Genomic DNA, 22,430 nt, shown 5'->3' on the forward strand with positions numbered 1-22,430 from the left:
TCCAACAGGATGATTTTTTCACGGAGCGGGCTCGATCGGACTCGACTTTTGTTCACTTTATGTTCTAATTCGGAATGACCGACCGACCCGCGAGCTGGCGCATGCCGACCCCGAAGCAGATGGAAAAGCTGGCCACTGAAGCCGCCCGCAGGCCGGCTTCCCCCACTGCGGCTCCAGATGCGCCGCTCTCGGCCGAATACTGGGAAGCGGTATTCAAAGACCCTCGCGCCGGCACGACCGGGGCCCAGATGCGGCAACGACGCCTTTCGGAAATTCAGCGGCACGTACTGCGCGTCTCCTGCCGCCGCTGCGAGCGAACCGTGGAAATCCAGACCGCCGATGCCGTCCGATTATATGGCGGCAACGCGGTCTGGAAGGACGTGGCGCAGCGGCTGCTCGACAACACCTGCCAGCAGCGCACCGGCAGGCATGAAGAAGACGGGTGCTGGCCAGCGTTCGAGACGCCGTAGCCGGCTCCGGATCGCCGATCCGATCTCTTTGCGCCTGGATGTCCGGATGGCCCCGAAGTATCACCCTACGCCGCTGTCGGGCGGCGACCGCAAGGCTCTGGCGAAGGAGCTTGGCAAGGCGCGGGCAATGGCCAACATCCTGGCTACCCAATCGGCGGAGACGCGGGCGAAAGGGGAAGCGCTCATCCAACGGGCCGACAAGCTACTATGCGAGAGTTGGAACGAACGCATGTGGTCAGACGGAGAGCCGATTGATCCGTCGCCCACCATCGACCAAGCGGTGCATGGAGGCTTCCCTTGGCTTGAGATTCAGTGTGCGCGCTGCAAGACGCCGAGTGATGTTGATCTCGCGGCGATGAAGCATCCGCCGACCACCTTCGTGCACGACCTCGCCAGCCGGCTGCGCTCGCAAATGCGCCAAGGCGGGCCGGCGTCCATCTGCGACTCTGCTACAATTGGCGTGGCAGCCGCGCCACCCTCGGACCGAAGCCTGACCGATGTGCAATCTCTACTCGATCACGACCAACCAAGCCGCGATCAGCGCGCTGTTTCGTGTGGTGAACCGATATGTGGGCAATCTGGCGCCGATGCCGGGGGTATTTCCCGATTACAAGGCACCGATCCTGCGCAACGGGGCCGAGGGCCGCGAACTCGCTACGGCGCGCTGGGGAATGCCGTCGTCGTCAAAAGCGTTGATGGACGCCACCAAGAAACGAGCCGAGAAGCTGCAGGCCAAGGGCAAGACCGTCGATTTCAAGGAACTGCTGCGGATGGAGCCGGACGGCGGGACGACCAACATCCGCAATGTGAAGAGCAAACACTGGGCCCGCTGGCTCGGCGTCGAGAACCGTTGCGTGGTACCGTTCAACTCGTTTAGCGAGTTCAACAAGGCCGAGGGTGGTGATATCTGGTTCGCGCTCGACAAGACCCGGCCCCTGGCCTGCTTCGCCGGCATCTGGACCAACTGGACCTCCGTCCGGAAGGTCAAGGAAGGTGAGACGACCAACGACCTCTACGCGTTCCTCACGACAGAGCCGAATGCCGAGGTCGGCGCCATCCACCCCAAGGCGATGCCCCTCATCCTGACGACGAAGGAAGAAGTCGAGACCTGGATGACGGCTCCTCCGGACGAGGCCTTGAAGCTGCAGCGGCCGCTCGCGGACGGATCGCTCAAAATCGTCGCCCGCGGCATCAAGGAAGACCCGGCCGGACTGACAACGTGACCGGCGAGGACGACCAGGCAGCACCCTCGCCGCGTCAGCGCAAAATCATCCACGTCGACATGGACGCCTTCTACGCGTCCGTCGAGCAACGGGACAACCCGGATCTGCGCGGCAAGCCGGTTGCCGTCGGCGGATCGCGCGAGCGAGGCGTTGTTGCGGCAGCCAGCTATGAAGCGAGGAAATTCGGAGTGCGCTCGGCCATGCCGTCGGTAACGGCGAAGCGGCAATGCCCGGACCTCATTTTCGTGAAACCGCGCTTCGAGGTCTACAAGGCGGTCTCCCAGCAGGTCCGCGAGATCTTCGCCGAGTACACCCCGATCATCGAACCGCTGTCTCTGGACGAGGCTTACCTCGACGTGACCGAAAATCTGCAGAGCATTCCGTTGGCCCGAGACGTCGCCTTGGCCATCCGTGCAAAGATCAAGGAGGTAACCGGCCTCAACGCTTCGGCGGGCATCTCTTACAACAAGTTTCTGGCGAAACTCGCCTCCGACCACCGCAAGCCGAACGGCCAGTATGTCATCACACCGGAGATGGGGCCGGCGTTTGTAGAAAGCCTTCCGGTCGGTAAGTTTCACGGTATAGGGCCGGCGACCAGCACCAAGATGAACGCGCTCGGCCTCTACACCGGCCTCGACATCCGCAACCAGTCGCTCGAATTCATGCAGGCCAATTTCGGCAAGGCTGGTGTGTACTACTATTGGATATCGAGGGGTGTCGATAATCGCGAGGTCCGCGCGGACCGAATGCGGAAGTCGGTCGGCGCGGAGAATACTTTCTCCAACGACCTGACCGAGTTCGAGGCGATGGCCACCGAATTGCAGCCACTGATCGACAAGGTCTGGCAACACTGCGAAGACAAGGCAGCGCGGGGGCGGACTGTGACCTTGAAGGTAAAGTTCAGCGATTTCGAGATCATTTCGCGCAGTAGGTCTGTACCCATCTCGGTTTCGAGTCGCGGGGAACTTGAACGCCTATCGATCGCATTGCTTCAGAACGAGATGCCCTTTGCCAAGCCAGTCCGGCTGTTAGGAGTTTCGCTTTCGTCGTTACAAGGCGACCAGGCAGAACCGCAACTTGGTCTACCGATCTGATGCTCACGGCTGAACACTTGATCGCTACCATCGTCGCCGTGTTTGCGTCACTTGAGGCGCCTTCGCAAGGCGCCGCGGTGCCGGCTAGAAGGAGCGGAGCCTGTGGCAGAAGGCCCACGCGCGGGATTTTTTCGCGGAAGTGTTAGCTACGGCGTTGACTTGCAGTCGTTCGCTGGCGCAAGTGCAGTCTAGGGCTGCAATATGCAAAGTGAATCGGTAATCATATCTTGTCTTCGAGGAAACTCGGCTGATCGCCCGGTTCTGCTCGGGTTTGCGGCTGCCGATTTGCTTTATAGGCTGAGCTTCGCGGACATTTTGAATGAGGCCTCAGGAAAAGGCTATCAGCGCCCCTTCAACGAGCGGCACAGCCAGGATTTTCGCCGCTACATCAAGGATCCGCTTAGTTCGACCATTCCTTTGACGCTCAACCTGCGCCCTTGCGAGCACGGCGAGTGGAAACTTATCGAGACCGATGGGAGCGCGGTCAGGCTCGAGATCTCGGCCACAGCCGGCAAGATCATGGCGCAGGTGGATTGTCAGCATCGCCTCGGCCATCTCGGAGACTTGCCCATACCCCTACCCTTCATGTGCTTCATCGGACTGTCGGAGCGCGAGGAAATGGAGGTGTTTAATGTCATCAACAGCAAGGCGCGAGGGTTAAGCGCAAGCTTGCTCGATTTCCATGAAGCACAGCTCGCTCAAGAGCTCGCGATCGAACGTCCAGAGCTCTTTGTGGCTCTGCGGCTCAATAGCGCCGAAGGTTCCCCATGGAAGGGAAAGCTTAACCTTGGCGGCCACTCTACGGCGGGACTGAAGCGCATTGTTTCGTTGCGCATGATGCAGCAGGCCATTGCCGATTTTCTTAAAGCCACGCGTTCGAATGCTCCCGCCACGGCAGACGAAGCGGCCCAAGTAATCCTCGATTTCTGGCAGGCCGTAGTCACGGTTCTTCCGCAGGAGTGGAAAGAGACACGTCGGCACATGCTAACGAAGGGCGTTGGCGTCTACGCGCTCATGCATATCGCCGCGGATATTTACAACGAGTGCCGACAGGGTGATCGGCCGTGCGACAAGCGCGCCTTCGTCGGTGCGTTATCAGATTTCGCAAACTCTATCGATTGGTCCACGACCGGTCCGCTAAAGGGCTTTGGCGGACAGGCCGGTGTCAAAGCGGCGGTCGAACTGGTTCGGGATGTCCGCAAACGATCGCGGTACAAGGTGGTAAATGGCTAATAAGAACATCCTCCTGATTGAGCCTGGATACAAGAACAAGTATCCCCCGCTCGGATTGATGAAAATTGCCCGATACCACGGTCCCCGTGGCAAGGGGGACAACGTCCGCTTCATCAAGGGCGAGGATCGCTCGGTTCTGTCTCAAGGGTGGGACCGCATCTACGTGACGACCCTGTTTTCGTTTGAGTTTCCAAAAATAGCAGAGACCATCGGTTTCGCGATCGAGGTCGCGAACGGTCAGACCGACAAGGTTTTTGTAGGCGGAATCGCCGCCTCATTGATGCACGACCGCTTTCAGCAAGACCGGCGATGGCACGGCGTTCGCTTCATCAAGGGCCTTCTATCTGAAGCTCCTGCGAAATCGTTGCAACTCGATGAGTTTTCGGAAGAGTTCTATGCTGATGACACGGGCGGTGTACCGATCGAAGATTTGGTGCCCGACTACAACATCCTGAAGCAAGTTGAGAATAGCTATAAATATCCTGTAAGCGACGCCTATTTCGCCTACACATCCCGCGGCTGCATTCGCAAATGCCACTTCTGTGGCGTTCCCAAGCTCGAGGGCGGCCAGCGCGATACCGAGTCACTTACCGGGCTCGTGAATGCGATCGAGAAGGACTACGGTCCGAAGAAGGACCTCATTCTCATGGACAATAACGTGGTGGCGTCGCCACGTTTCAAGGAAATCATCGCGGAGATTCGCGACCTCGGGTTCACGCCAGGCGCAAAACTGCTTCGTCCGGGAACGCGTGTGCCCGTCCAGCGGCGTGTCGATTTCAACCAAGGCGTCGATGCGAGGATTCTTTGCAAGGATCCGATGTATCTACGGGAGTTGTCGTCTATCTGCCTCAAGCCGCTTAGGATTGCATTCGACCATCTAGGCCTAAAGAAGCCGTACGAGCAGGCCGTCCGATATGCCGCAGAATTCGGCCTCACTGAACTTTCGAACTACATGCTCTATAATTTTCACGATGGTCCGGAAGACCTATTCGAACGCATGCGCCTAAACGTGACCCTCAACGAGGAACTCGGCGTTCGGATTTGGTCCTTCCCGATGCGATATCAACCTACGGATCGTCCAGATCGAGGCCATGTCGGAACGAAATGGACACGATATCAATTGCGATCGATGCAGATCGTGTTGCAGGCGACCCACGGCGTCGTTAGTGGCGAGCCCGACTTCTTCAAACGCGCGTTCGGAGATACGTACCAAGATTACGACCGCATTCTGTCGTTGCCGCACGACTTCATCTTCAATCGTGACTGGTACGAACGTTTCGACAAGACTGGCACCCTTCACGAATATCGAGAGGAGTTCGCTAAGCTCGACGCCGATGGGCGCGCCGAGCTCATGCGGATGCTTTCCTCGTGCGATCCCCGCGAATTCGCCTCTCTTGCTGAGAACGCGGGCTCGACTCTAATGCAGCGCATCCTGCGGTTCTACATTCCGGTACCAAAAGACAAGTTGGTCGAGATCTGGGCAAAGCAGAAAGAATTGCTCAAGAACGCTCCAGTTGACCTTGGTTTGGCCGACGATGAACGAGTGGAAGATGCCGGTCTTGAGGCCGAAGAGGAGCCTCTTCCGGAGAAGACGAAAACCAAGAGAAAGTCCAAGGAAAGGCTTGCCGCGTGAAACAGCAGAGTACGGCAAAAACGATCGGCCAGGACGCGCTCGTCGATGAAGGCCGTCCCAAACTCGAGGAAATCATTGTCGGCAAGGACGTTCTCGAGCTCGTTTCAAGCGCGATGTACGTCGATCCGCTTACGGTCTATCGCGAATACGTGCAGAACGCGGCCGACGCCATTGATGATGCCAAGCGCCGCGGCGAGATCGCGAAAGGAAAACGCGGGCGCGTCGACATCGGGATCGACGCGAGCTCCCGAACGGTCCGCATAAGGGATAACGGCGGCGGGATCGCATGGGGGGACTTTGCGAGGAAGCTGACGGCGCTCGGAGCGAGCGAAAAACGGGGGACTCAAGCACGCGGCTTTCGCGGCGTTGGCCGTCTGGCCGGATTAGGGTACGCGCAGGAGCTCGTATTCCGGTCGCGGACCGAAAATGACAGCTACGTCTCCGAGATGCGCTGGGATTGCCGCGCCTTGAAGGCGTCGCTTCGCGCGTTGGAAGCAGATCATGGCGTCGCCGAGCTTATTCGTGGGATCGTCACCGTCACTCGCGTCGACGGAAAAGGGTATCCATCGCGTTTCTTCGAAGTTGAAATGAAGGGTGTGCTCCGGCTCCGCAGCGATCGCATGATGAGCCCCGCGGCAATCGCTGACTATTTGAGCCAAGTCGCTCCTCTTCCCTTCTCACCCGAGTTCAGGTTCGGCGCCGAGATCACCCAGGCGCTCCGGGAAGTCGTCAACCTCGGAGAAATTGATCTTTACGTAGAGGGTGTCGAGACACAGATTTTCCGGCCCCACCAAGATGTTTTCGCGATCGACGATAAGAAAGCGATCTCTTTCTCCGGGTTGGACGTCGTTAAAGTGCCGGGCGTAGACGGCGAGACGGCCGCGATCGGCTGGATTCTCCATCACGAATACGAAGGTGCCCTTCCGAACGCAGCTTTGATGAAGGGATTGCGGTTGAGAGCCGGCAATATCCAGGTCGGCGAACATTCGCTACTCGAGGAATTATTCGCCGAACCGCGCTTTAATGTGTGGTCGGTCGGAGAGATACACGTCATCGACCGCCGTATCGTGCCCAACGGACGCCGCGACCATTTCGAACAGAATGCGCATTTTCATAATCTACTCAATCACCTGGCGCCGACGGGCCGCGACATCTCACGCCGCTGCCGAAATAACTCGATCCGACGCAAATGGTTGAGGGAGCACGAACTGCAACGCCAGGCGGCAGCAGATTCGATCAAGATCGTTCGGCAACGCAGTGTTGGAAAGACGGAGCTCGCAAAGTTCGCCAAGGCCGCCGAAAAGGCTCTTCAAGAGATGGAAAGGATCTCGGGCATGAGTCTGTTTTCCCCCGAGGGAATCAAGGACTCCCAGGCAACCGTGACGCGCCTTCGCAACAAGTTGGACCGACTAGTGGAGGAAAGCGCGACAGAGACATCACCGCTAGCGACCATTCCGCGGGCTCAACGCAAGACTTACGAGAAAGTCTTCGAACTCATCTACAAATGTTCGTCCAACCAGATGGCCGCCAAGACGTTGATCGACAAAATACTTCACGCAATCTGACGGTCAACTTGGCCATCAGCATCTTGCGTCGGTTTTGGCCGACCCGCGCAGCGTGAAAGGCGTACGCTTGACGGAGCCCGCACCATGTCCGAAGCGAAGTCCGATGCCACGATCCTGGCCTTGCGCCGATTGTCGCCGACGCCGCGATGATCTGGGTAATTCAGTTCTGGGATTTCCAATACTGGGCGGCCGTTTGCCAGTAGAACGGAGCGTCACTCGCTGGCGGGGCGCCGCTACGAGGAGCTTGGCTGGCCTTCTTCGGTGTTCTCGTCACGATGCTTCTGTTGCGACGATGCAACCGGCTGTTTTTGGATTTTTTCCTTAAGCATGATATTCACCTCTTCGGCCGTTTTTTTTGCCAATTCGGGGCCACAAACGCTATGAACGGCGTTCATAACGAGGCGTAAAATTCTTCGCTCGTGACGATTAAGTTCGCTTTCGTCGATCAAGGATTTTGGCCGAGCTGCTCTAGCTCGCAAATTGGACACTTCTTCCTTCTTTCGACGAAGCGTCTCGTTCTCCGTTTCGGGCCTGCTTGTTGATATCGCTTTTTCGATCTGCTTTTCGCGTTCATCAATATCTTGAAGCGTACTCACACGCTGCGAGTCTGAAGCGAAGCCCTCAAGTGTCGCCTGTTCTACATCATCGATAAACTCGTCCGCATCCTGTTCGATCAGCTCCACTGATCGATTTCGGTCGCTGGACTTTTGGTGGGCGCGCTTGGCAAGTTCTTTTGCCCATTCAACCAGAGTTTGCTCTGCCTGGCGCCAGAGCTCGTTGTCCTCAAAGAAGTCTCTCCGCGAGTTTGGGATGATGCGCTGATCGAGGATATGAACTTCACCAGAGAACCAGCCATTAAATCGCGAAGTTGTCTTGCCGATCTTGTCGAAGATCCTGGCAAACGTTCGGTGATCGCCGATTTGGATGTTGTTTGCACGGAAACGAATGCCTCGGACCTCCTCTGAGTTGATAGTTCCGATAAGGTCATGAGCTTTCGATAGCCAAGCGATCCAAAGCGGTGGGAACGATGGATCCACATAGGTTTCGATGTCGGTGATTTCCACACGTTTGTTCGCTCGGTTTCCGGCCTCGTGATACGTTTTGTATGGTTTGTTGATTTTGTCAGGCCGACCATTGTTTGTCAGCGTGAGGTTTACGATCTTGCGTGCATGATGGTCTTTCAGGAAGGCGTTGATCTTCGAATTTCCGTATACGAACGACTGCATGTGAAATTCGACTGGAGCCACTTGGCGTAGATATGTTCGCACCTCGTCAGCGTTCAAAAACGGGCAAGCCTTAGAATCGACCCCGATGAGTTTTACCTCAAAGAATGGCTGACCCGGCTTGCGGTCGACCTGACGATGTTTTGTCAGCCGGGTAAGCAGTTCGGCGGCTGTTTCAATTGCCTCGCTGGTTGTTGGGGAAATGCTCTGCCGTATCGCTGTGGCATCAAAGGTAAGTTCGGTCTGTGCTGCTTCGCCCTCCGATGCGGTCGTAAAGACGAGCTTGTCGCAGTAGGCCAGCCCGGCCAAGCGTCCGATGCCACGAAAGCCGGCATCGTCTCCGATCTTCTTCTTGGAAGCGCCGATTGAAAGGAGGGCGCTACGCGCCTCGGACAGCGGGAGCCCGATGCCATTATCACGAATTGCGACCTGTCGCTTTTCGGGATCGATTGTGACGATGATCTCGCCGAAGTTCGGTTCGAGGATCTGGGCACGCTCTGCCCGTCGAATCGCATCGAAAGAGTTCTGGATGTACTCGCGGACCGCGTCTAGGGCATCCGGGTACATCCCAGTGGTAAGGACATCGAGAATCCTCGATCCGATAACGATATCGCTCATGGGAGCCTACTTCCCACCCTTGGGCTGGGCATATGCTGGCTTCGGAAAATTAACCTTCACAACCGCCGACGTGAAGACCGGATGCTGCACCATCAATGTTCCCTGTGGAAGTCGCGAAAGTGACGCCTTCTGTGTACCATTGAGCATGCCGTAATCAGACGCCTTCCTAATTTCCACCGCGGATGTTCTGCCGAAGATGTTTGTCGCGCAATTACCGATTACACGGTCATGAACGCCAGATCGGAACTGTTCAGCACCGAAGAGAACGATGCCGAGCGAGCGGCCCCGCTCGGTTATTTCCAGCAGCTTTTCCGTAAGTGACCCGCCGCCCTTGTTCGGTGCGTATTTGTTAAGTTCGTCTGCGAAGATTACGACCCGTCCGAGATCAGGCTGTTCCTCCTGCTGGTCGTCGCCCCCTCCGAGCTTCGCGTTGATGATTTGCTCAACCACGTCGCCAACAACTAGGGTTTGCAGGTAATCGGGCAGTGGTTCGATATCAACCACGACCACCTTGCCTGGTCCAATGAACTTGAGGATATCCGATGTAGGCCGCTGGCGACGTTCGGTCTGTCGACTTGCGGCTTCCTCACTGAAAATATCATTCTTTGTTCGGGTCTTGATGAGACGGAAGAACTTTCGCCAAGACTGAACCGTGATCGATGCCTGACGCCCGCCTCCTCCACCAGTTTGCGTTCTGTTTCTCAGGTCTTGCCGAAGCGCCTCCCAATTGCCAAACGTTTGTCCCTCGCCGATATCATCCGAACAGGACTCCATCGTATGAGTATCGTCCTCGACATCGGTAAGTAGCAGTGATAGTCGCTTTCGCCCGTACTCTATCGGATAGATATAGTGAAAGCACTTGTTGCTTTCGATCTGCCGGCGATGCACTTCCCGAGGAAGTTTCGACTGGTTATATGCTTGGGATTGCACGTCTGAGTAAGGATAGAAGTAGGTAACGTTGCTAAACGGCGTTGCGGTGAGTCGGCATTTTTCCCAATTTCGCTTGTCGGTTTCTGACAGGTCCGCTGGCTTGGCTTCCTCGTCAATTGACAGAAGATCGAAGCCCTTCACGTTGAAGATCACAAGTGACACGTCTTCAGATCGGCGCTGCTGCAGAGCACTGCAAAGAAACATTGCATAGCTTGTCTTGGTGGCGAGACCCGAAATGCCCGCAATATTAAGGTGGGCCCCTTCCGGGCCGATTACATAATTCGCTTCGAAATCGACGATGATCTCCTCGCCATTAGACATCGTGAACCAGCCAGCGGGTATTGGCTGCCGGAGGCTCGATAGTCCCAACGACCGCCGCACACCTTCGGCGTCTGCCCATTCCACGGGGGCGCCGTTACGGATCGGCATTTCGAGGTCTTTATCGTTTGATAGTATTTCAGCTTCAGCGATCGTTGTCCCGATGCGCTCGTTCCGCGGCGTGGATTGGACATCGCCGAAGTCTGATGAGACCCAATCTGAAAGGTACCCGCCGGAGTCCGTCAGGTACTTGAGTTCGGTTATGATTGCATATGTCGTGCTATCTTTGATGTGCCGTATCATGACCACATCAAATGGCTTAATGACGACGTCTTTCTCGATCCAGAACTCTACTTTGTTGGTCGTAGAGGGACTTTTTTCAGTGGCGACGACTCGCCCGATGGTGCCTGCCATTACAAAAGCCCCTTGAAATACACATCCGACAGGAAGCCTGACTTGAGGAAAAGCTCCGTCAGGTAGATAGGATAGAGGTGGTTTGCCCAACGGCTGTCCGAGCCGTATGGTGTGACGTTGCGCTCTGAGAGAATGAGTGCGGAGAGATGATCAACGCGGTCGCGGTCGAGCCCGTTCTCCTGTTCATCACCGTTGGCGAGCACTTCAATTTTGATGATTCCAGCGAGCGGATTGGTCATCATCCGCCGAGGGCGGATCCGTAGATACCAAACTCCAAGAACGTCTTCGAACTCATCGTGCCCAGCCTTGAAGACCGGAGTGCGCTGACCGTATTCCAGGTTCTGCAGGAACGTTCCCAAGTGCTTGCTGCCTCGAGCCCCGATAACTGGTTGGCTCGGCGTGAAAGACTTGCTGATGCCGATTACGTTCGCCAGCTGAGTAATCGGAAAATCATTCCGCCGCAGCACTTCTCTTCGAAACTGCAAGCTTCCATCGACAACGAGCATCGCGTCGTCGCGAAGGTCCCGGTCGTCCATCATCCGTCGGACCGCGCGCAATTCGAAATCGTGCATCGAATCGAGAATCTTCTTGGTGCCGACGCTGATGTAATCTTCGTTTTGACCAGACCCACTCTGCCCGGTGGCGTAAGAGGAAAGTGTGAATTCTAGTTTCCGATTAGCGAGTTCGGCCTTCAGCGCATTTCTATCGGTCTGTTCGAGGGTGTCGGGAAACACGAGCATGTTCTCGTACCGGACATGCTTGTGCATTGGACCAACCGAACCATCATTGGCTCGTTTGAGCACTGCCACTCCGACCTGGCCCGCCAACACCGGATAGTATCGGCCATCAGGTAAGATCACATCACTGAAGCGAAAGACTCGTCTCGATCCGTCCATGAAATAGGTAAGGATGGTCGGAACCTTCTCATCGACACCGGTGGTCGGGACTGTGCTGATTGTGCTGCTCTCAGGATTTTCGAACATTCGTCCCCGAATGCGAGAGTCGTACTCGCGGTACTCAGAATCCGGGTCCTGGTCGAGGTTCCGCTTTTCGTAAGGCAAGCATTTGAACCTCGACCCTTCAAAAACGTCTTGCATCACGTCGCTAACGGTCTTTTGCGGCATTGATAGGCGTTTTCCGTATGCTGGCTAAGCCGTAATGGTGGGTAGATTTACAGGCAGAGACAAAAATCCTCGTTGCCGATTTGTTCAGTCACAGGCTTCTTTTCGGTCGGATAGGTCCTTCATATCGGCAATACCCCAGTTTGAAAAGGCAGAAAGGGACGTGGCGAGCTGCTAAAGCACTGGAAAAATTGGAGAAAGTGATCGAAACCGTACTCGCGAGGGTCGGAAGCGCCGTGCAGTTTATGGTGGCGCAGGTCCTGAAAGGCAGATCAGAGGTTAGTCGTTGATTCTTGATCGTCAGTTTTCGAGCAAGTGGTACCCGCTTCGTTTCACCGACGGTAGACGCGTGTGCCGGATCCGAGCCAACTGTTCGACGGCGGCCAAGACATAAGAGGCTCAAGGACGAGGAAATGCAATGCAGCTCGTAGATTTGCTGTCTCAGTTGGAAGAGCCTAAATTTTTGCGTCTGTTTCGGCACCTGATCAATCTGCGCACCGACAAGGTATCCGACAATCTGTGTCTGCCACCAGTCGCGTTGGACGTCGCCGACGCGGAAATGGTTGCTCGAACCATAGGGAAGGTCAGCGCTCTGCGCAGTTGGGCTACAACTTGGGTATTCCAGATTGAGCACGCGCCGCCCATTCTTTGGTCCGACGGCGACTTTTTTGATGATTTTGTCGAGAAGCGTCTCAACGCGGCGTTTAGAAATTTAAAAAAGAAGGCGGATCCTCTGAACTTTCTCCACGCAGGATTCAACGATTCGGATCGGCCCTTGCAATATCCGATAGCTCAAGGATTGGAATATTATCTTTTTACGAATGCCTGCTGTGATCTCGGCGAGGATGCGCTTTCTCGCTTTTCAGAGACAGCGCATCGGATATTTTATGACGTGCTTGGCATACCGCACGAAAGGCACCCGACATTTGGAATCGGGACACCACAGACCGCATTCAATCATGACGAGACTGCAATCAAGGAGTTCGCTGTGGGTTTGCTCAATATGCCCAGCAGCTACTACCTCATGGCGAGGGAAGGTCGAATATCGATTGTTCCAACCACTGAGCATGGCTGGTTCGATGCATCAGCTGACTCAAATACAGTTAGTCGGATGAACGAGCGACGGCTTGCGACTGTAGCGACGAGCTCTCTTCAAGTTTTCGATGAGCGAATGGCTGAGCTCGAAACCTTGATCAATAGTCCATCTACAAAAGAGGCGGATGTTCAAGAATTTTTCCGTGTTTATCCGCAATTCCTGTTCGCGTTGGACGAGCGATATTGCGAAATCAAGCCGCACGTTTGCCTCCTCGACCAACGGCGCAATCGATTGGTGCCGGATTTCATGGCAAGAATTGAGAGTGAGCACATTTGGGACGTGATTGAGCTAAAGCGACCACAACATGCATTTATCGGCGATACCAGAGACTTGGAAAGGCTTTCGGCCTTTGCCGCGCGTGGAATTGCGCAATTGCTGGAATACCGCGACTTCTTTGCCTCGCGAAGCAATCGCGGCCGTGTCAACGACTCGTTCGGCTCTGCGCCTTACGAGCCAGCTCTAGTCCTGTTGATAGGACGCGGCCGCGCGCGGAATCCGTTTCAATGGACGGCCGCAACGCCTGGTTTCCCATCCGTAAAAGTCGTCACCTACGATTACCTTTTTGAACGAGCTCGGGAGTGCCGATCCTATTTGGCTGCAGTGCAAAAGGAAGCACCGGGTTAGGTCTCTGATTCGGCCATCCGTGGAATTTGATGAGGGTGAACTCTATCGCCGGGACGAGCCGTTAAAAATCAGATCGACCAAGTACATCTGCCATCACCTTCCTAGCTTTCCCGTAACAACGTGAATCTAGCACTTCTTTGAACGTCTCAATCAGACTAGAAGCAAGTTCGTCCTGGGCCTCTCGCTTGATTTCGTCGACATCCTGCATTTGCGTCAGACCGAGCCTACGCACGGCGGCGGTCTTGACGTCGAGCAGCCTGTTCTCGAGAGATCGAAGCTGACTTGCCACGTCGAAATCTGCGTTCCGCTGGGCGCGAGCGATACGTCGTTGTATCTTGTTCGCACGGTTCGAAACATCGATCAGGCTATCCGGTGAAGGATCCTCCGACGCGAACAACTTCTTGCTGTCGTCCTGAAGCCCCTTGGTATCCGTCGCGAGCACCTTTATCGAGTGCTGGTTCTTTCGCGAGATGTCATAGGCCTCCTTACCCAACATCCCGCAGAAAGTGCCCAGCTCCTTGCGCATCTCGCGCCAATTCTTGTCGTCCTCGAAATGGTCCCGTCGAGCGTTCGGCACGAGGTACGTGGGATCAACGAAGATCTCGCCTAAGAACCAATCGTTGAATCTTCCATAGCTGGTTGCCCCCTCGATGTCGTTCTCGAATATCCTGCCGATGATATCAGTTCCATCGATCTGAATGTTTCTGACCCTGATCCTGATGCCCTTGGTTTTGTCATCCTTGTAGGCTCCGGGTTGAAGCTTGTGCCCGACCCATCCCCACCACTTCGCGGACTTTGACTCGATGAAGGAGATTTCGCTCAATTCAACCGAATCTTTCACGACCGCGAACCGATTTTTGAAGGGCTTAAAAATCTCCTCTTTATCATCATCCTTCTCGATGACGACCTTGATCTGGTCGATCGGAACCTGACGTCTCTTCCCTTGCCGCACGATCTCCTCTCCGAACGGAAACTCCTTGGAGTATGGGACCGGAGCGACCTGCCCAATGAAGTCCGACATCAGTGCTGAGTCGGAACATTCTCGGGGGGCACTGTCAACGAACCCGCGGAGCACCACTTCGAAGAATCCATCCTGTTCACGCTCTTCGCTCTCGGTCTGCGAGGCCTTGAAGTTGTTCTTCATCAAGTCCTCCAACGGGAGGTGACCTCCCCGCGCCGGAGACATCTCCTTCCGGAGATTCTTTGCGTCGACTTCGACGATCGACTCAAGCGTCTCCTTGCGCGCCTTGGTCCGAAAGAGCAGCGTATCGCAGAGCGCTATTCCGGCAAGCCGTCCTATTCCGCGAAATCCGGCCTCCCGCCGGTAATCCTTTTTCGAGGCGCCAATCGATGTCAGCGTGTCGACCGCCACGCTGGCCAGGATACCAGTCCCGTTGTCGCGTATCGTTAATTCGTCCTCGGCCATGATAACGCGAACTTTTCCGTCGGAGACCTTGATGTGCCCCTCCTTGACGGCCTGCATGATCGCGTCGAAAGCGTTCTGAAGATATTCCCTAATAGCGTTCCGCGACTCGCCGTACATGCCGAGCGTTAGCGTTTCGAGAATGAAGCCGCCGAAGTAAGGATCTATTGTGACGCGACGGCTCGCCCGCTGTGGATCAGGCACCGCTGTTCTCCCTTGTTAAAAAGACGCTCTCGGGCGATTCAAGCCCGGTCAATGCGTCGTACCCTATGTTGCGGTCCGCCCGGTCGCCCAGTTCAATGAGACTTGGCGGAATGCCGAAGCTTCGTGCAATGATATCGGTAAGCTCCTGAAGCGAAGCGGGCGTCCTGTTTTCCAAGAGCGCGCTCAGACGGAGGCTTTCTTCGGACTGAGCCAGAGTGAGAAGTTCGATTCCGTCGACCTGCAGACTTGTGATCGCATGAAGTTCGCTCGAGGCTACGTCCTTGGTCCGAATGGTGAGCTCCAGGAGGTCCTTCGAGCGGCTCACCACAAATGGAGATCGCTTCGCCTCGTTCTTGAAGCGAAACTCCAAAGCCTCCAGACCGCGAGCGCCGAAATCCGCTCGCCGAAACCTCATCAGCTTGTCCAGTCCTAACGCCGCCGGAGGTAGACGAACGCCGTTCTGGTCGTCGAAGTAGACCGAGATTAGAAAACCGAAGTAGAGGCAGGTAGAGGATCCTGCGGGAAGGTCGGAAAGCGCCGCGATTAGGTCGGTCAACCTTGTGACGGCCAGAGCTTCGCCATTGACGGCGCGCGCGTGCACCGTTCGACCGAGCTGCACGAGGTCCGTCGTCGTCGCGTTCGATAGAAAGGCATCCGGAAGGGAAAAAGGCAGTTCGCTCGTCGAATCATCGAACATGTTCACCAGCAACCTTTCCGTGGCGCCAGTCAACTGCCTCTGGCGAGACGCTCTTACGAGAGCGAAAGGACTTGTGACGACTTGATCGCTTTCGACGACGCTCGCTGCGGATCCGGAAGCGGCCAATGCCTCCCGGACCTTTGATTTCCTCTTCTCCTTCGCATCGGTACGAGGGTCCGGCAACCGGGTCGAGATCGCCGCGCCCACGAACTCGTCAGACTCCACTCCGGTCTTCCGCAGAAGCAGCGCTAGGTATTCGCAGTCGATCAGCATGACCGTGTTTACCGCAGCCGCGTAGTTCGCCTCGTAGCGCAGCATGGGGTGGACGGTCGGGATCGGGGGCCAGCCTTTCCGCAATTGGCGCATTTCTTGATCTTCGTCAGGCGACCGACCGCCGCCCATCTGCCAATCGTTTTTCGCATCGTTGGAGATGATGACGATGCCCGTGATCTCCGTGTCCGAGGAAGCGTGCTCAATCACTTCGCGCCAGAACATCAAATCGCCGTAGCGATTGCCGCCGAAGAACTCGGCGGAGCCGCCATTCTTGTCCACATCCAACTTTTTCGGGCGCTTGTTTCTATCTTTGAAACCGGGGGGAATTCTTCCTGAATATCGGTTGCGTTCCTGTACGTCGATGTCGGACATGAAATCCAAGATGCCCGGACGATGTCTCAACCCCAACGACGTGATCAGGTCGACGACCTCCTGAAGGTTTTGCTGGTAGTGCTTCTCCTTCCAGCGACCGACATCCGCTGCCAGCCGTTTCAGCTGGACGAGAGTATCACGGGCTTGGAGATGAAGATCCTCGGGAGATCGCTCGTCCACGGCTTCACCGAGGAAGGGCCTGATTTCGGAATATGTCTGGTCGGCGGTTTTTCGCATCGCGTCCGCCACTTCCGTCAGTTTGCGTCCGATCAGATCGTTAACGTGGTGATTGAAGAACTCATGCGCGGCCCAAACCGGGACATGAAAGCGGCCCCTACCGACCGCCTCGATCCATTTTGTAAATTGAGCGCGAGCGGCCTTGCCGATCTGAGTCGCCCAAACGACTATCGAGGTGTCTATATAGAAGTGACAGCCGTCATCCGCGACGGCAGCTTCAAACTGTCTCTTGAAATCCTCAATGGACGGTACGTCCACCGGAATGATCAGACCATCTGGCAAATCGGAAGGTTCAACTGGCACGTACTAACCCATGGCTACCGATGGTTGCATAGTCGATTTTTGCGAACCTGTCTTGTCCTATAAACGATGTGCCAGACCTATCAATTAGTTGGCACTCGGAAGGTCGCAGGCTCAGCGCCAGCCTCCTGCTGCCTGAGAACCTTATCCCGGACATATTTCCAGCAGCTTGACCGACGAAGCTGGCCAATGTCGAACGCTTCGTTCGATTACCAGATCATTGGCGGGCGCTCGTCCCAAAATCGCCGACTAGGCCATTGGCCTACATCGGGCTTAGAACGTCGAAGGCGCCCGAGATTAGGCCGCGAGGCGCTGGCCTGGCTCTATTTCTTTGAAGGATTTTACCCGACTGCCGTGCGTTCGTTAGTTGCCGCGTCGCGTTAGAAATTTCATAAATCCCTTCGGCTGCTGAGGATCCGCTGGCGGTTTTGGCTTGTTGGGTGCGGGTTGTTCAAACAGTGTCTTCGGTTCGTATGTCATTGCGTCCGCGTCGACGTGGTTGTGCCAGGAGCGATTGTTTTCGAGATCAAAGTCCATTTTTTTGGCCACCTGCGCAACCACCTCTCTTCTCAACGTGTTGGCACACTCGAGTGCGAGATCTGCTTCGTCAGGTGAAGCACTCTCCCCATCGTGAGCGATCGCATTGCGTTTGGGGACGATGACCGTGACGAACGTCTTCCAGAGAGGAGATCCATCTGAGAGCTTTAGCTCAACGAGCTTGATATCGTACATGCTTAGGACGCTTGGCAGGAGCTCGCGTTGGATTGCCTGTTTGCCGTGCTGGATTATTTGCCGAGTGAGAATTCTGGCCCAACTCCCGGAGAGGAACGCGCCCTGCAGTAACGGCTCAACGAGCAAATAGCGTGTGATCAGTTCAATTGCGGTCACCGCACCGATGACGGCAAAGCGAGGGTGTCCGCCTTGGCGGGCATAGCGTGCGTGCGCAATAATGTCGTCGAGCCGCGTGTCGATCGCGTCACCGTACGTGCCCAAGAAGTCGCGGATCGGTTGATGGGATACATTCTTGATCGCCTTGGCGATGTCCTCCTGCCGACCGACCTCTTCCCAGTATTCTTCCTCGTACCAATTATCTGGGTCGCGGCTCATGGAAGGCTCGCTAGGATGTGGGGTCGGCGACAGTAGCACGTTCCCTTGAGACCAGCATCCCGGTCAGTCAAGGATCAATGGGATACAAAGTGGGCAGTCGGCGAAGGTCAGGCCGCCAGAAGCGCCTCGTCTTCGCTCTCCTTCCCAGCCTCGCCGGTGGCCTTTCGAAGAAAGCGGGCAAGCGCCGCCTTTCGAGAATCTCGATCGAGCGCATAAGCGGTTTGCTGAAATTCAACGCCATCGAGAAGGCCTTGGACGTAGCCGGATATCGTGTCAGCGGCCATGATGAGGGCGGTATCGAGCGTGTGGATGTATTTGCTTGTGACCGACCCTTTGGCGTGACCGACAAGGGCTGCAATCGTGACCTCCGTGAACCCGAGGTCGTTCGCAATGCTTGCGAAGCTGTGCCTCAGTACATGCGGCGTAATGTCGGCGAGACCTGTATCACGAAAGATCTTTTCCCAATGATTTGGAAAGCTGCCAAACGCGTTATCATCGCCTTGACCTGGAAATACGTAAGTCCCTGTTCTACGCGTCCATTGCGTTTCCAGAAATTCCACTACGGGCAAGCCGATGGCTCGGGTTGAGGCGCCCTCCTTACTATCTGCCAGACGCAGACAGCTTGCCTCCATGTCAGCTTCGGTCCACCGCAGTTTGATCATTTCAGAACGGCGACATCCTGTGAGAGCAATCTGGCGAATGATATCGGTGGTGATTTGGTATCTCTCATCCTCGGCCGCGTTGCGCAAAATTCCACCAAGAATGCGATACTCTGCTTCGGTCAGACGGCGGTTACGGACCCTATCCTTGGGTTTGCGAATTCCGTGCGCTGGGTTGGTCTCGATGATGCCGCCGTCGACGGCATAGGTGAGGATTCCTCCGAGGAGCCCGACGGTCCGCGTGGCAGTACCGACACCTCCTCGCACGATCGCTTTGCCGCGCAATTTCTTGGTCTTCACAGCGGCGCGGGTTTTGCCCGCCATGATGTCTTTTGAGACTTTGTTGATGTCGGCCTTAACAAGGTCTTTTACGCGCCTGGTGCCAATCAGCGGCACGATATGGCGGTTAATGCGGCCAGTGTCGGTTACGATGGTTGACGCTTTTTTCGGGCGCCCACCTTTTCCAAGTATGAGACCCGCCTTTAGGTCGGTGAAATAGAGGTCGCATAGCTCTTTGACTGTGATCGCATTGTGATCGAGCTGGCGCTCCTCGGCCGGATTGTCACCTTGCGCAACCCGCCCCAACTGAATCCTCGCCTCTTTCCTTGCAAGCTCCGGCGTCCAGACGCCTTGCTGCCCGATAGTGTAGCGACGTGAACGGCCGGCCGAACGATACTGGATTAAGTAGCTACGTTTGCCCGATGCGAACACCCGGAGACCAAAGCCGGGCAGTTCATCATCCCAAATGACGTAGTCTTTTTCCCTGGCTTCCGCGGCGTCGACGATCCGCTTACTGAGCTTTGTCATCGAATCTCTCCGACTTGAAGCCCGTTTCCCGCGTAAGCACCACGTAAGCAGCTGAAGGGAAATCGGGGCGCACAGCAGAGTAGGAGCTGCGGCCAATCGATTCCAGTTTCCATAATGATATTAGTAGGATAGCGAAGCATTGAGTGCCCTATCGCTTATTTGCGTAAGGCAGGTTAAATTGCTCCGAAGGCAAAGGTCACACGTTCGAATCGTGTCGGGTGCGCCACTTTCCTTTATTTTACAATGCGATGGTCAGATCCAGTTCAGGTCTTCAATTCCGATTTAATCGTGCGAGTAAGCGTTCGGAAGACAAATTCCAAGCGTTTAACCAGACCCTTACAATCCGGGTCGCGCAATCCATCAAGAAGAGGATGCCTGATCTAGGTCTAGTAGGCGTTAGCTAGCAACGAATAACATCTGCAACGACTTCTTTGCGCCAGAACCGGTCATACATACTTACGGTCTCGCGAACGGTTCGTCTTCTGTCATCAGATCAAAGCGTGGGCCGAAGCTGCGATCTCGCAATCTGGTAACACAGTCCAACAATCCTGCCCTCAAATACTACACAGCTTTGAGGCACTTCCTGGTCACCAACAGCTTGCAGACCGACGAAGCGAAACTGCGGCGGTCTGCGCCGCCGGCTTAGTAGATCAGTCCGTCCCACAGACGATTCATGTTACTGCTTCTCGCAATTGAGCAACAATGTTAGAAAATGCACGCCGATAAATGGTTACATTCGAGCGAACTCGCCTACAGAATCGATGCTCGCGCACGAACCTTTATCGAAGCTCACGGCGACCAGCCGGCAGCATTGATCTCAACCCGCACTCAATAGATTTTCCCTCATAGTCTTTCCTTGATATGCTGCCCGCATAAGTCCCCGACTTTGCAGCTCGGGAACAACCATTCTCCCGAATTCCTCGAACATGGTCGGCGTTACGTTGCCTTGCAGTACGAAGCCATCGCAGCCGCGCGCTTCGAACATCTCCTGCATATAGTCAGCGATCATGACCGGTGTTCCGACGATCAAGCTGTGAGACCGCCGATTGGCCTCTTCTAGGCTAACGCCGCTGTCCTTCATGATCCGACGCATGTTGTCTTCGAGGCCGCCATGGCCCTGGTTGCCCTTGGCTGCGGCCAAGTCATCGACCGACTTCACCTTCGCAAGATCGGCGCCTAGCATGGCCGATCCATAGGCGCGCGACATGTCGCCATTGACCAGGCTGTTCAGATACTCGGCCTTCTCTCGCGCAATCGCTTCCGTCTCGCCCAACACAACCGAGATAGCCGGTAGGATGACACATTCCTCCGGCTTCCGCCCTTGCGACACCACCCGCTTCTTCAGGTCGGCGTAGAATTCGACGCAGCTTGCGATGCCGGTGGCCGCGCAGAAGATTGCCTCGGCCCATTTCGCCGCAAAGTCACGTCCTTTCGGAGAGGATCCGGCCTGCAGGATGACGGGCCTGCCCTGCGGACTATGCGGCATCGTGAGCGGGCCTTTGGTCTGGATATATTTGCCGTTGAAATCCGCATAGCGGACCTTGGCCGGGTCTGCGAAACGGCCGCTCGCCTTGTCCATGATGAGGGCATCGCGGTCCCAGCAATTCCACAGGGCATCGCAGGCCTGAAGCACTTCATCGGCGCGGTCGTAGCGCTCGTTCTTGTCCGGAAGCGTTTCCAACCCGAAATTGCGGGCCTCGAAATCGGTCGACGACGTCACGACATTCCAGCACGCACGCCCGTTCGACAGCAGGTCGAGCGAGGCGAGCGTACGGGCGAGCGCGTAGGGGTGGAAGAACGTGGTCGACAGCGTCGCCCCAAGTCCGAGATGGCTGGTCGCGGCCGCCATCACCGGCAGCACAACGAGCGGATCCATATAGGACAGCTGACCGCCATGCGCGACATAGGCGTCGAATTTCCCGTGATAGATATCCGGAATGCCAAGCGTGTCGGCGTAGAAGCACCCGTCGAAGAACGATTGTTCGAGAACACGCGCGATATGCGCATAGTGGCCGGGCTGGAACATGTCGGCGAGATCGGTCAGCGGGTGACGCCAGCCGCCGACATGGACCGAGGTCGGACCAGTCTTGAGATAGGCCATGAGCTTCATCTTGCGGTTATTCATATCGGCGCTCCATTTGTGCCACGAAGAGGGTCGTTTACGTATCGGTCGATTGGTCGTCGGAAGACGGTGCAACGGACGTAGCACCGATCACGAGCTCGGCGATCGGCCGCACTTCGTCGGGCGCTTCGCCTTCCTGAAGCGCTTTCAGGGATTTATAGCTCCCGGCGTGATAGAGCAGCGGTGCGCCGCTGACCGACGCGCCGTCACTCACATCGGCTACGAACACTGTATGGGTGCCGACATTGAATTCAGTGATCGTGCGACATTCCAGATGGCCCACACAGCCGTCGAGCCGCGGAGCGCCACACGCGGCCGGGCTCAGGGCGATGCCGTCGAACGGCGCGCGATGTTTCGATGAAAAGCGCTGGGCAAGCTCCGATTGGTGCTCCGCAAGGACGTTCACGATGAAACGCCCGGCGCCGGCGACAATCGCGTGACTCCGGTTCGAGCGGTTGATCACGACCAAGATGCGTGGCGGATCCGCGCTCACGCTGCACATCGCGGTGGCTGTCATTCCGTGGTCGATTCCGCCATGCGATGCCGTGATGACCACGACGCTCGATCCGAATATGCGCATCAACGCCTTGAAATGCGCGGCATCGACCACCGTCTCCGACGGCTCGACTTCCGATCGATCGACGTCAAACGAAACCTTATTCATCAG

At 56.1% G+C, this 22,430-nt stretch carries 16 protein-coding genes and 1 pseudogene; 8 read left to right on the forward strand and 9 right to left on the reverse strand.

What is annotated here, in order from left to right; all coding sequences use genetic code 11:
• Positions 1 to 74: 74 nt before the first annotated feature.
• From AC1RR3_RS00475 to AC1RR3_RS00505, 7 genes and pseudogenes are all read left to right on the forward strand, one after another.
• Positions 75 to 470 (forward strand): hypothetical protein, encoded by a 396-nt coding sequence (locus AC1RR3_RS00475; RefSeq protein ID WP_492818254.1) that lies wholly within the window; start codon positions 75 to 77, stop codon positions 468 to 470.
• Between the two features lie 46 nt (positions 471 to 516).
• Positions 517 to 964, forward strand: a pseudogene (locus AC1RR3_RS00480) (hypothetical protein).
• A 3-nt stretch (positions 965 to 967) separates the two neighbouring features.
• Entirely contained in the window at positions 968 to 1,693 is a 726-nt protein-coding gene (locus tag AC1RR3_RS00485; RefSeq protein ID WP_492818256.1) for an SOS response-associated peptidase, read from the forward strand.
• On the forward strand, positions 1,690 to 2,787 hold the full coding sequence (gene dinB, locus AC1RR3_RS00490; RefSeq protein ID WP_492818258.1) for a DNA polymerase IV: 1,098 nt from the start codon (positions 1,690 to 1,692) through the stop codon (positions 2,785 to 2,787). Before AC1RR3_RS00485 ends, dinB begins: the two co-directional genes overlap by 4 nt.
• 201 nt (positions 2,788 to 2,988) lie before the next feature.
• Positions 2,989 to 4,020, forward strand: a complete 1,032-nt coding sequence (locus tag AC1RR3_RS00495) for a DGQHR domain-containing protein (protein WP_492818260.1) — start codon at positions 2,989 to 2,991, stop codon at positions 4,018 to 4,020.
• Positions 4,013 to 5,653, forward strand: a complete 1,641-nt coding sequence (locus AC1RR3_RS00500; RefSeq protein WP_492818262.1) for a radical SAM protein — start codon at positions 4,013 to 4,015, stop codon at positions 5,651 to 5,653. Before AC1RR3_RS00495 ends, AC1RR3_RS00500 begins: the two co-directional genes overlap by 8 nt.
• Entirely contained in the window at positions 5,650 to 7,218 is a 1,569-nt protein-coding gene (locus AC1RR3_RS00505) for an ATP-binding protein (protein ID WP_492818264.1), read from the forward strand. The genes AC1RR3_RS00500 and AC1RR3_RS00505 overlap by 4 nt, the downstream gene beginning before the upstream one ends.
• Positions 7,219 to 7,451: 233 nt before the next feature.
• Here AC1RR3_RS00505 and AC1RR3_RS00510 read toward each other — a convergent pair whose 3' ends face one another.
• From AC1RR3_RS00510 to AC1RR3_RS00520, 3 genes are read right to left on the reverse strand one after another with little or no spacing between them, the layout of a single operon-like run.
• Positions 7,452 to 9,059 carry an ATP-binding protein gene (locus tag AC1RR3_RS00510; protein ID WP_492818266.1) on the reverse strand — a complete coding sequence of 536 codons (1,608 nt, stop codon included), beginning with the start codon at positions 9,057 to 9,059 and terminating at the stop codon, positions 7,452 to 7,454.
• A gap of 6 nt (positions 9,060 to 9,065) precedes the next feature.
• A complete protein-coding gene (locus AC1RR3_RS00515; protein ID WP_492818268.1) occupies positions 9,066 to 10,721 on the reverse strand; it encodes an ATP-binding protein in 1,656 nt (551 codons plus the stop codon).
• Entirely contained in the window at positions 10,721 to 11,845 is a 1,125-nt protein-coding gene (locus AC1RR3_RS00520) for a hypothetical protein (protein ID WP_492818270.1), read from the reverse strand. The genes AC1RR3_RS00515 and AC1RR3_RS00520 overlap by 1 nt, the downstream gene beginning before the upstream one ends.
• A gap of 415 nt (positions 11,846 to 12,260) precedes the next feature.
• On the opposite strand from AC1RR3_RS00520, the gene AC1RR3_RS00525 reads away from it, so the two are divergent.
• The gene (locus AC1RR3_RS00525) at positions 12,261 to 13,562 is read left to right on the forward strand and encodes a Shedu anti-phage system protein SduA domain-containing protein (protein ID WP_492818272.1); all 1,302 of its coding nucleotides are present in this window, start codon (positions 12,261 to 12,263) and stop codon (positions 13,560 to 13,562) included.
• Between the two features lie 61 nt (positions 13,563 to 13,623).
• Here AC1RR3_RS00525 and AC1RR3_RS00530 read toward each other — a convergent pair whose 3' ends face one another.
• The 6 genes from AC1RR3_RS00530 to AC1RR3_RS00555 form a co-directional block, all read right to left on the reverse strand.
• Positions 13,624 to 15,189, reverse strand: a complete 1,566-nt coding sequence (locus AC1RR3_RS00530) for an ATP-binding protein (protein ID WP_492818274.1) — start codon at positions 15,187 to 15,189, stop codon at positions 13,624 to 13,626.
• Entirely contained in the window at positions 15,182 to 17,071 is a 1,890-nt protein-coding gene (locus AC1RR3_RS00535) for a PIN-like domain-containing protein (RefSeq protein ID WP_492818276.1), read from the reverse strand. Before AC1RR3_RS00535 ends, AC1RR3_RS00530 begins: the two co-directional genes overlap by 8 nt.
• A 360-nt stretch (positions 17,072 to 17,431) precedes the next feature.
• Positions 17,432 to 18,175, reverse strand: a complete 744-nt coding sequence (locus AC1RR3_RS00540) for a hypothetical protein (protein WP_492818278.1) — start codon at positions 18,173 to 18,175, stop codon at positions 17,432 to 17,434.
• Between the two features lie 107 nt (positions 18,176 to 18,282).
• The gene (locus tag AC1RR3_RS00545) at positions 18,283 to 19,641 is read right to left on the reverse strand and encodes a tyrosine-type recombinase/integrase (RefSeq protein WP_492818280.1); all 1,359 of its coding nucleotides are present in this window, start codon (positions 19,639 to 19,641) and stop codon (positions 18,283 to 18,285) included.
• Positions 19,642 to 20,458: 817 nt separating this feature from the next.
• Entirely contained in the window at positions 20,459 to 21,838 is a 1,380-nt protein-coding gene (locus AC1RR3_RS00550; protein ID WP_492818282.1) for an NtaA/DmoA family FMN-dependent monooxygenase, read from the reverse strand.
• A complete protein-coding gene (locus AC1RR3_RS00555; protein ID WP_492818284.1) occupies positions 21,801 to 22,373 on the reverse strand; it encodes a flavin reductase family protein in 573 nt (190 codons plus the stop codon). Before AC1RR3_RS00555 ends, AC1RR3_RS00550 begins: the two co-directional genes overlap by 38 nt.
• Positions 22,374 to 22,430 lie beyond the last annotated feature (57 nt).

This window comes from Bradyrhizobium sp. GW821-FHT13H05, from assembly GCF_058804065.1.

Coding starts and splice junctions, on each gene's coding strand:
- AC1RR3_RS00475 (WP_492818254.1), top strand. CDS start 75: ATGACCGACCGACCCGCGAGCTGGCGCATGCCGACCCCGAAGCAGATG.
- AC1RR3_RS00520 (WP_492818270.1), bottom strand. CDS start 11,845: ATGCCGCAAAAGACCGTTAGCGACGTGATGCAAGACGTTTTTGAAGGG.
- AC1RR3_RS00485 (WP_492818256.1), top strand. CDS start 968: ATGTGCAATCTCTACTCGATCACGACCAACCAAGCCGCGATCAGCGCG.
- AC1RR3_RS00545 (WP_492818280.1), bottom strand. CDS start 19,641: ATGACAAAGCTCAGTAAGCGGATCGTCGACGCCGCGGAAGCCAGGGAA.
- AC1RR3_RS00510 (WP_492818266.1), bottom strand. CDS start 9,059: ATGAGCGATATCGTTATCGGATCGAGGATTCTCGATGTCCTTACCACT.
- AC1RR3_RS00515 (WP_492818268.1), bottom strand. CDS start 10,721: ATGGCAGGCACCATCGGGCGAGTCGTCGCCACTGAAAAAAGTCCCTCT.
- AC1RR3_RS00495 (WP_492818260.1), top strand. CDS start 2,989: ATGCAAAGTGAATCGGTAATCATATCTTGTCTTCGAGGAAACTCGGCT.
- AC1RR3_RS00525 (WP_492818272.1), top strand. CDS start 12,261: ATGCAGCTCGTAGATTTGCTGTCTCAGTTGGAAGAGCCTAAATTTTTG.
- AC1RR3_RS00540 (WP_492818278.1), bottom strand. CDS start 18,175: ATGAGCCGCGACCCAGATAATTGGTACGAGGAAGAATACTGGGAAGAG.
- AC1RR3_RS00500 (WP_492818262.1), top strand. CDS start 4,013: ATGGCTAATAAGAACATCCTCCTGATTGAGCCTGGATACAAGAACAAG.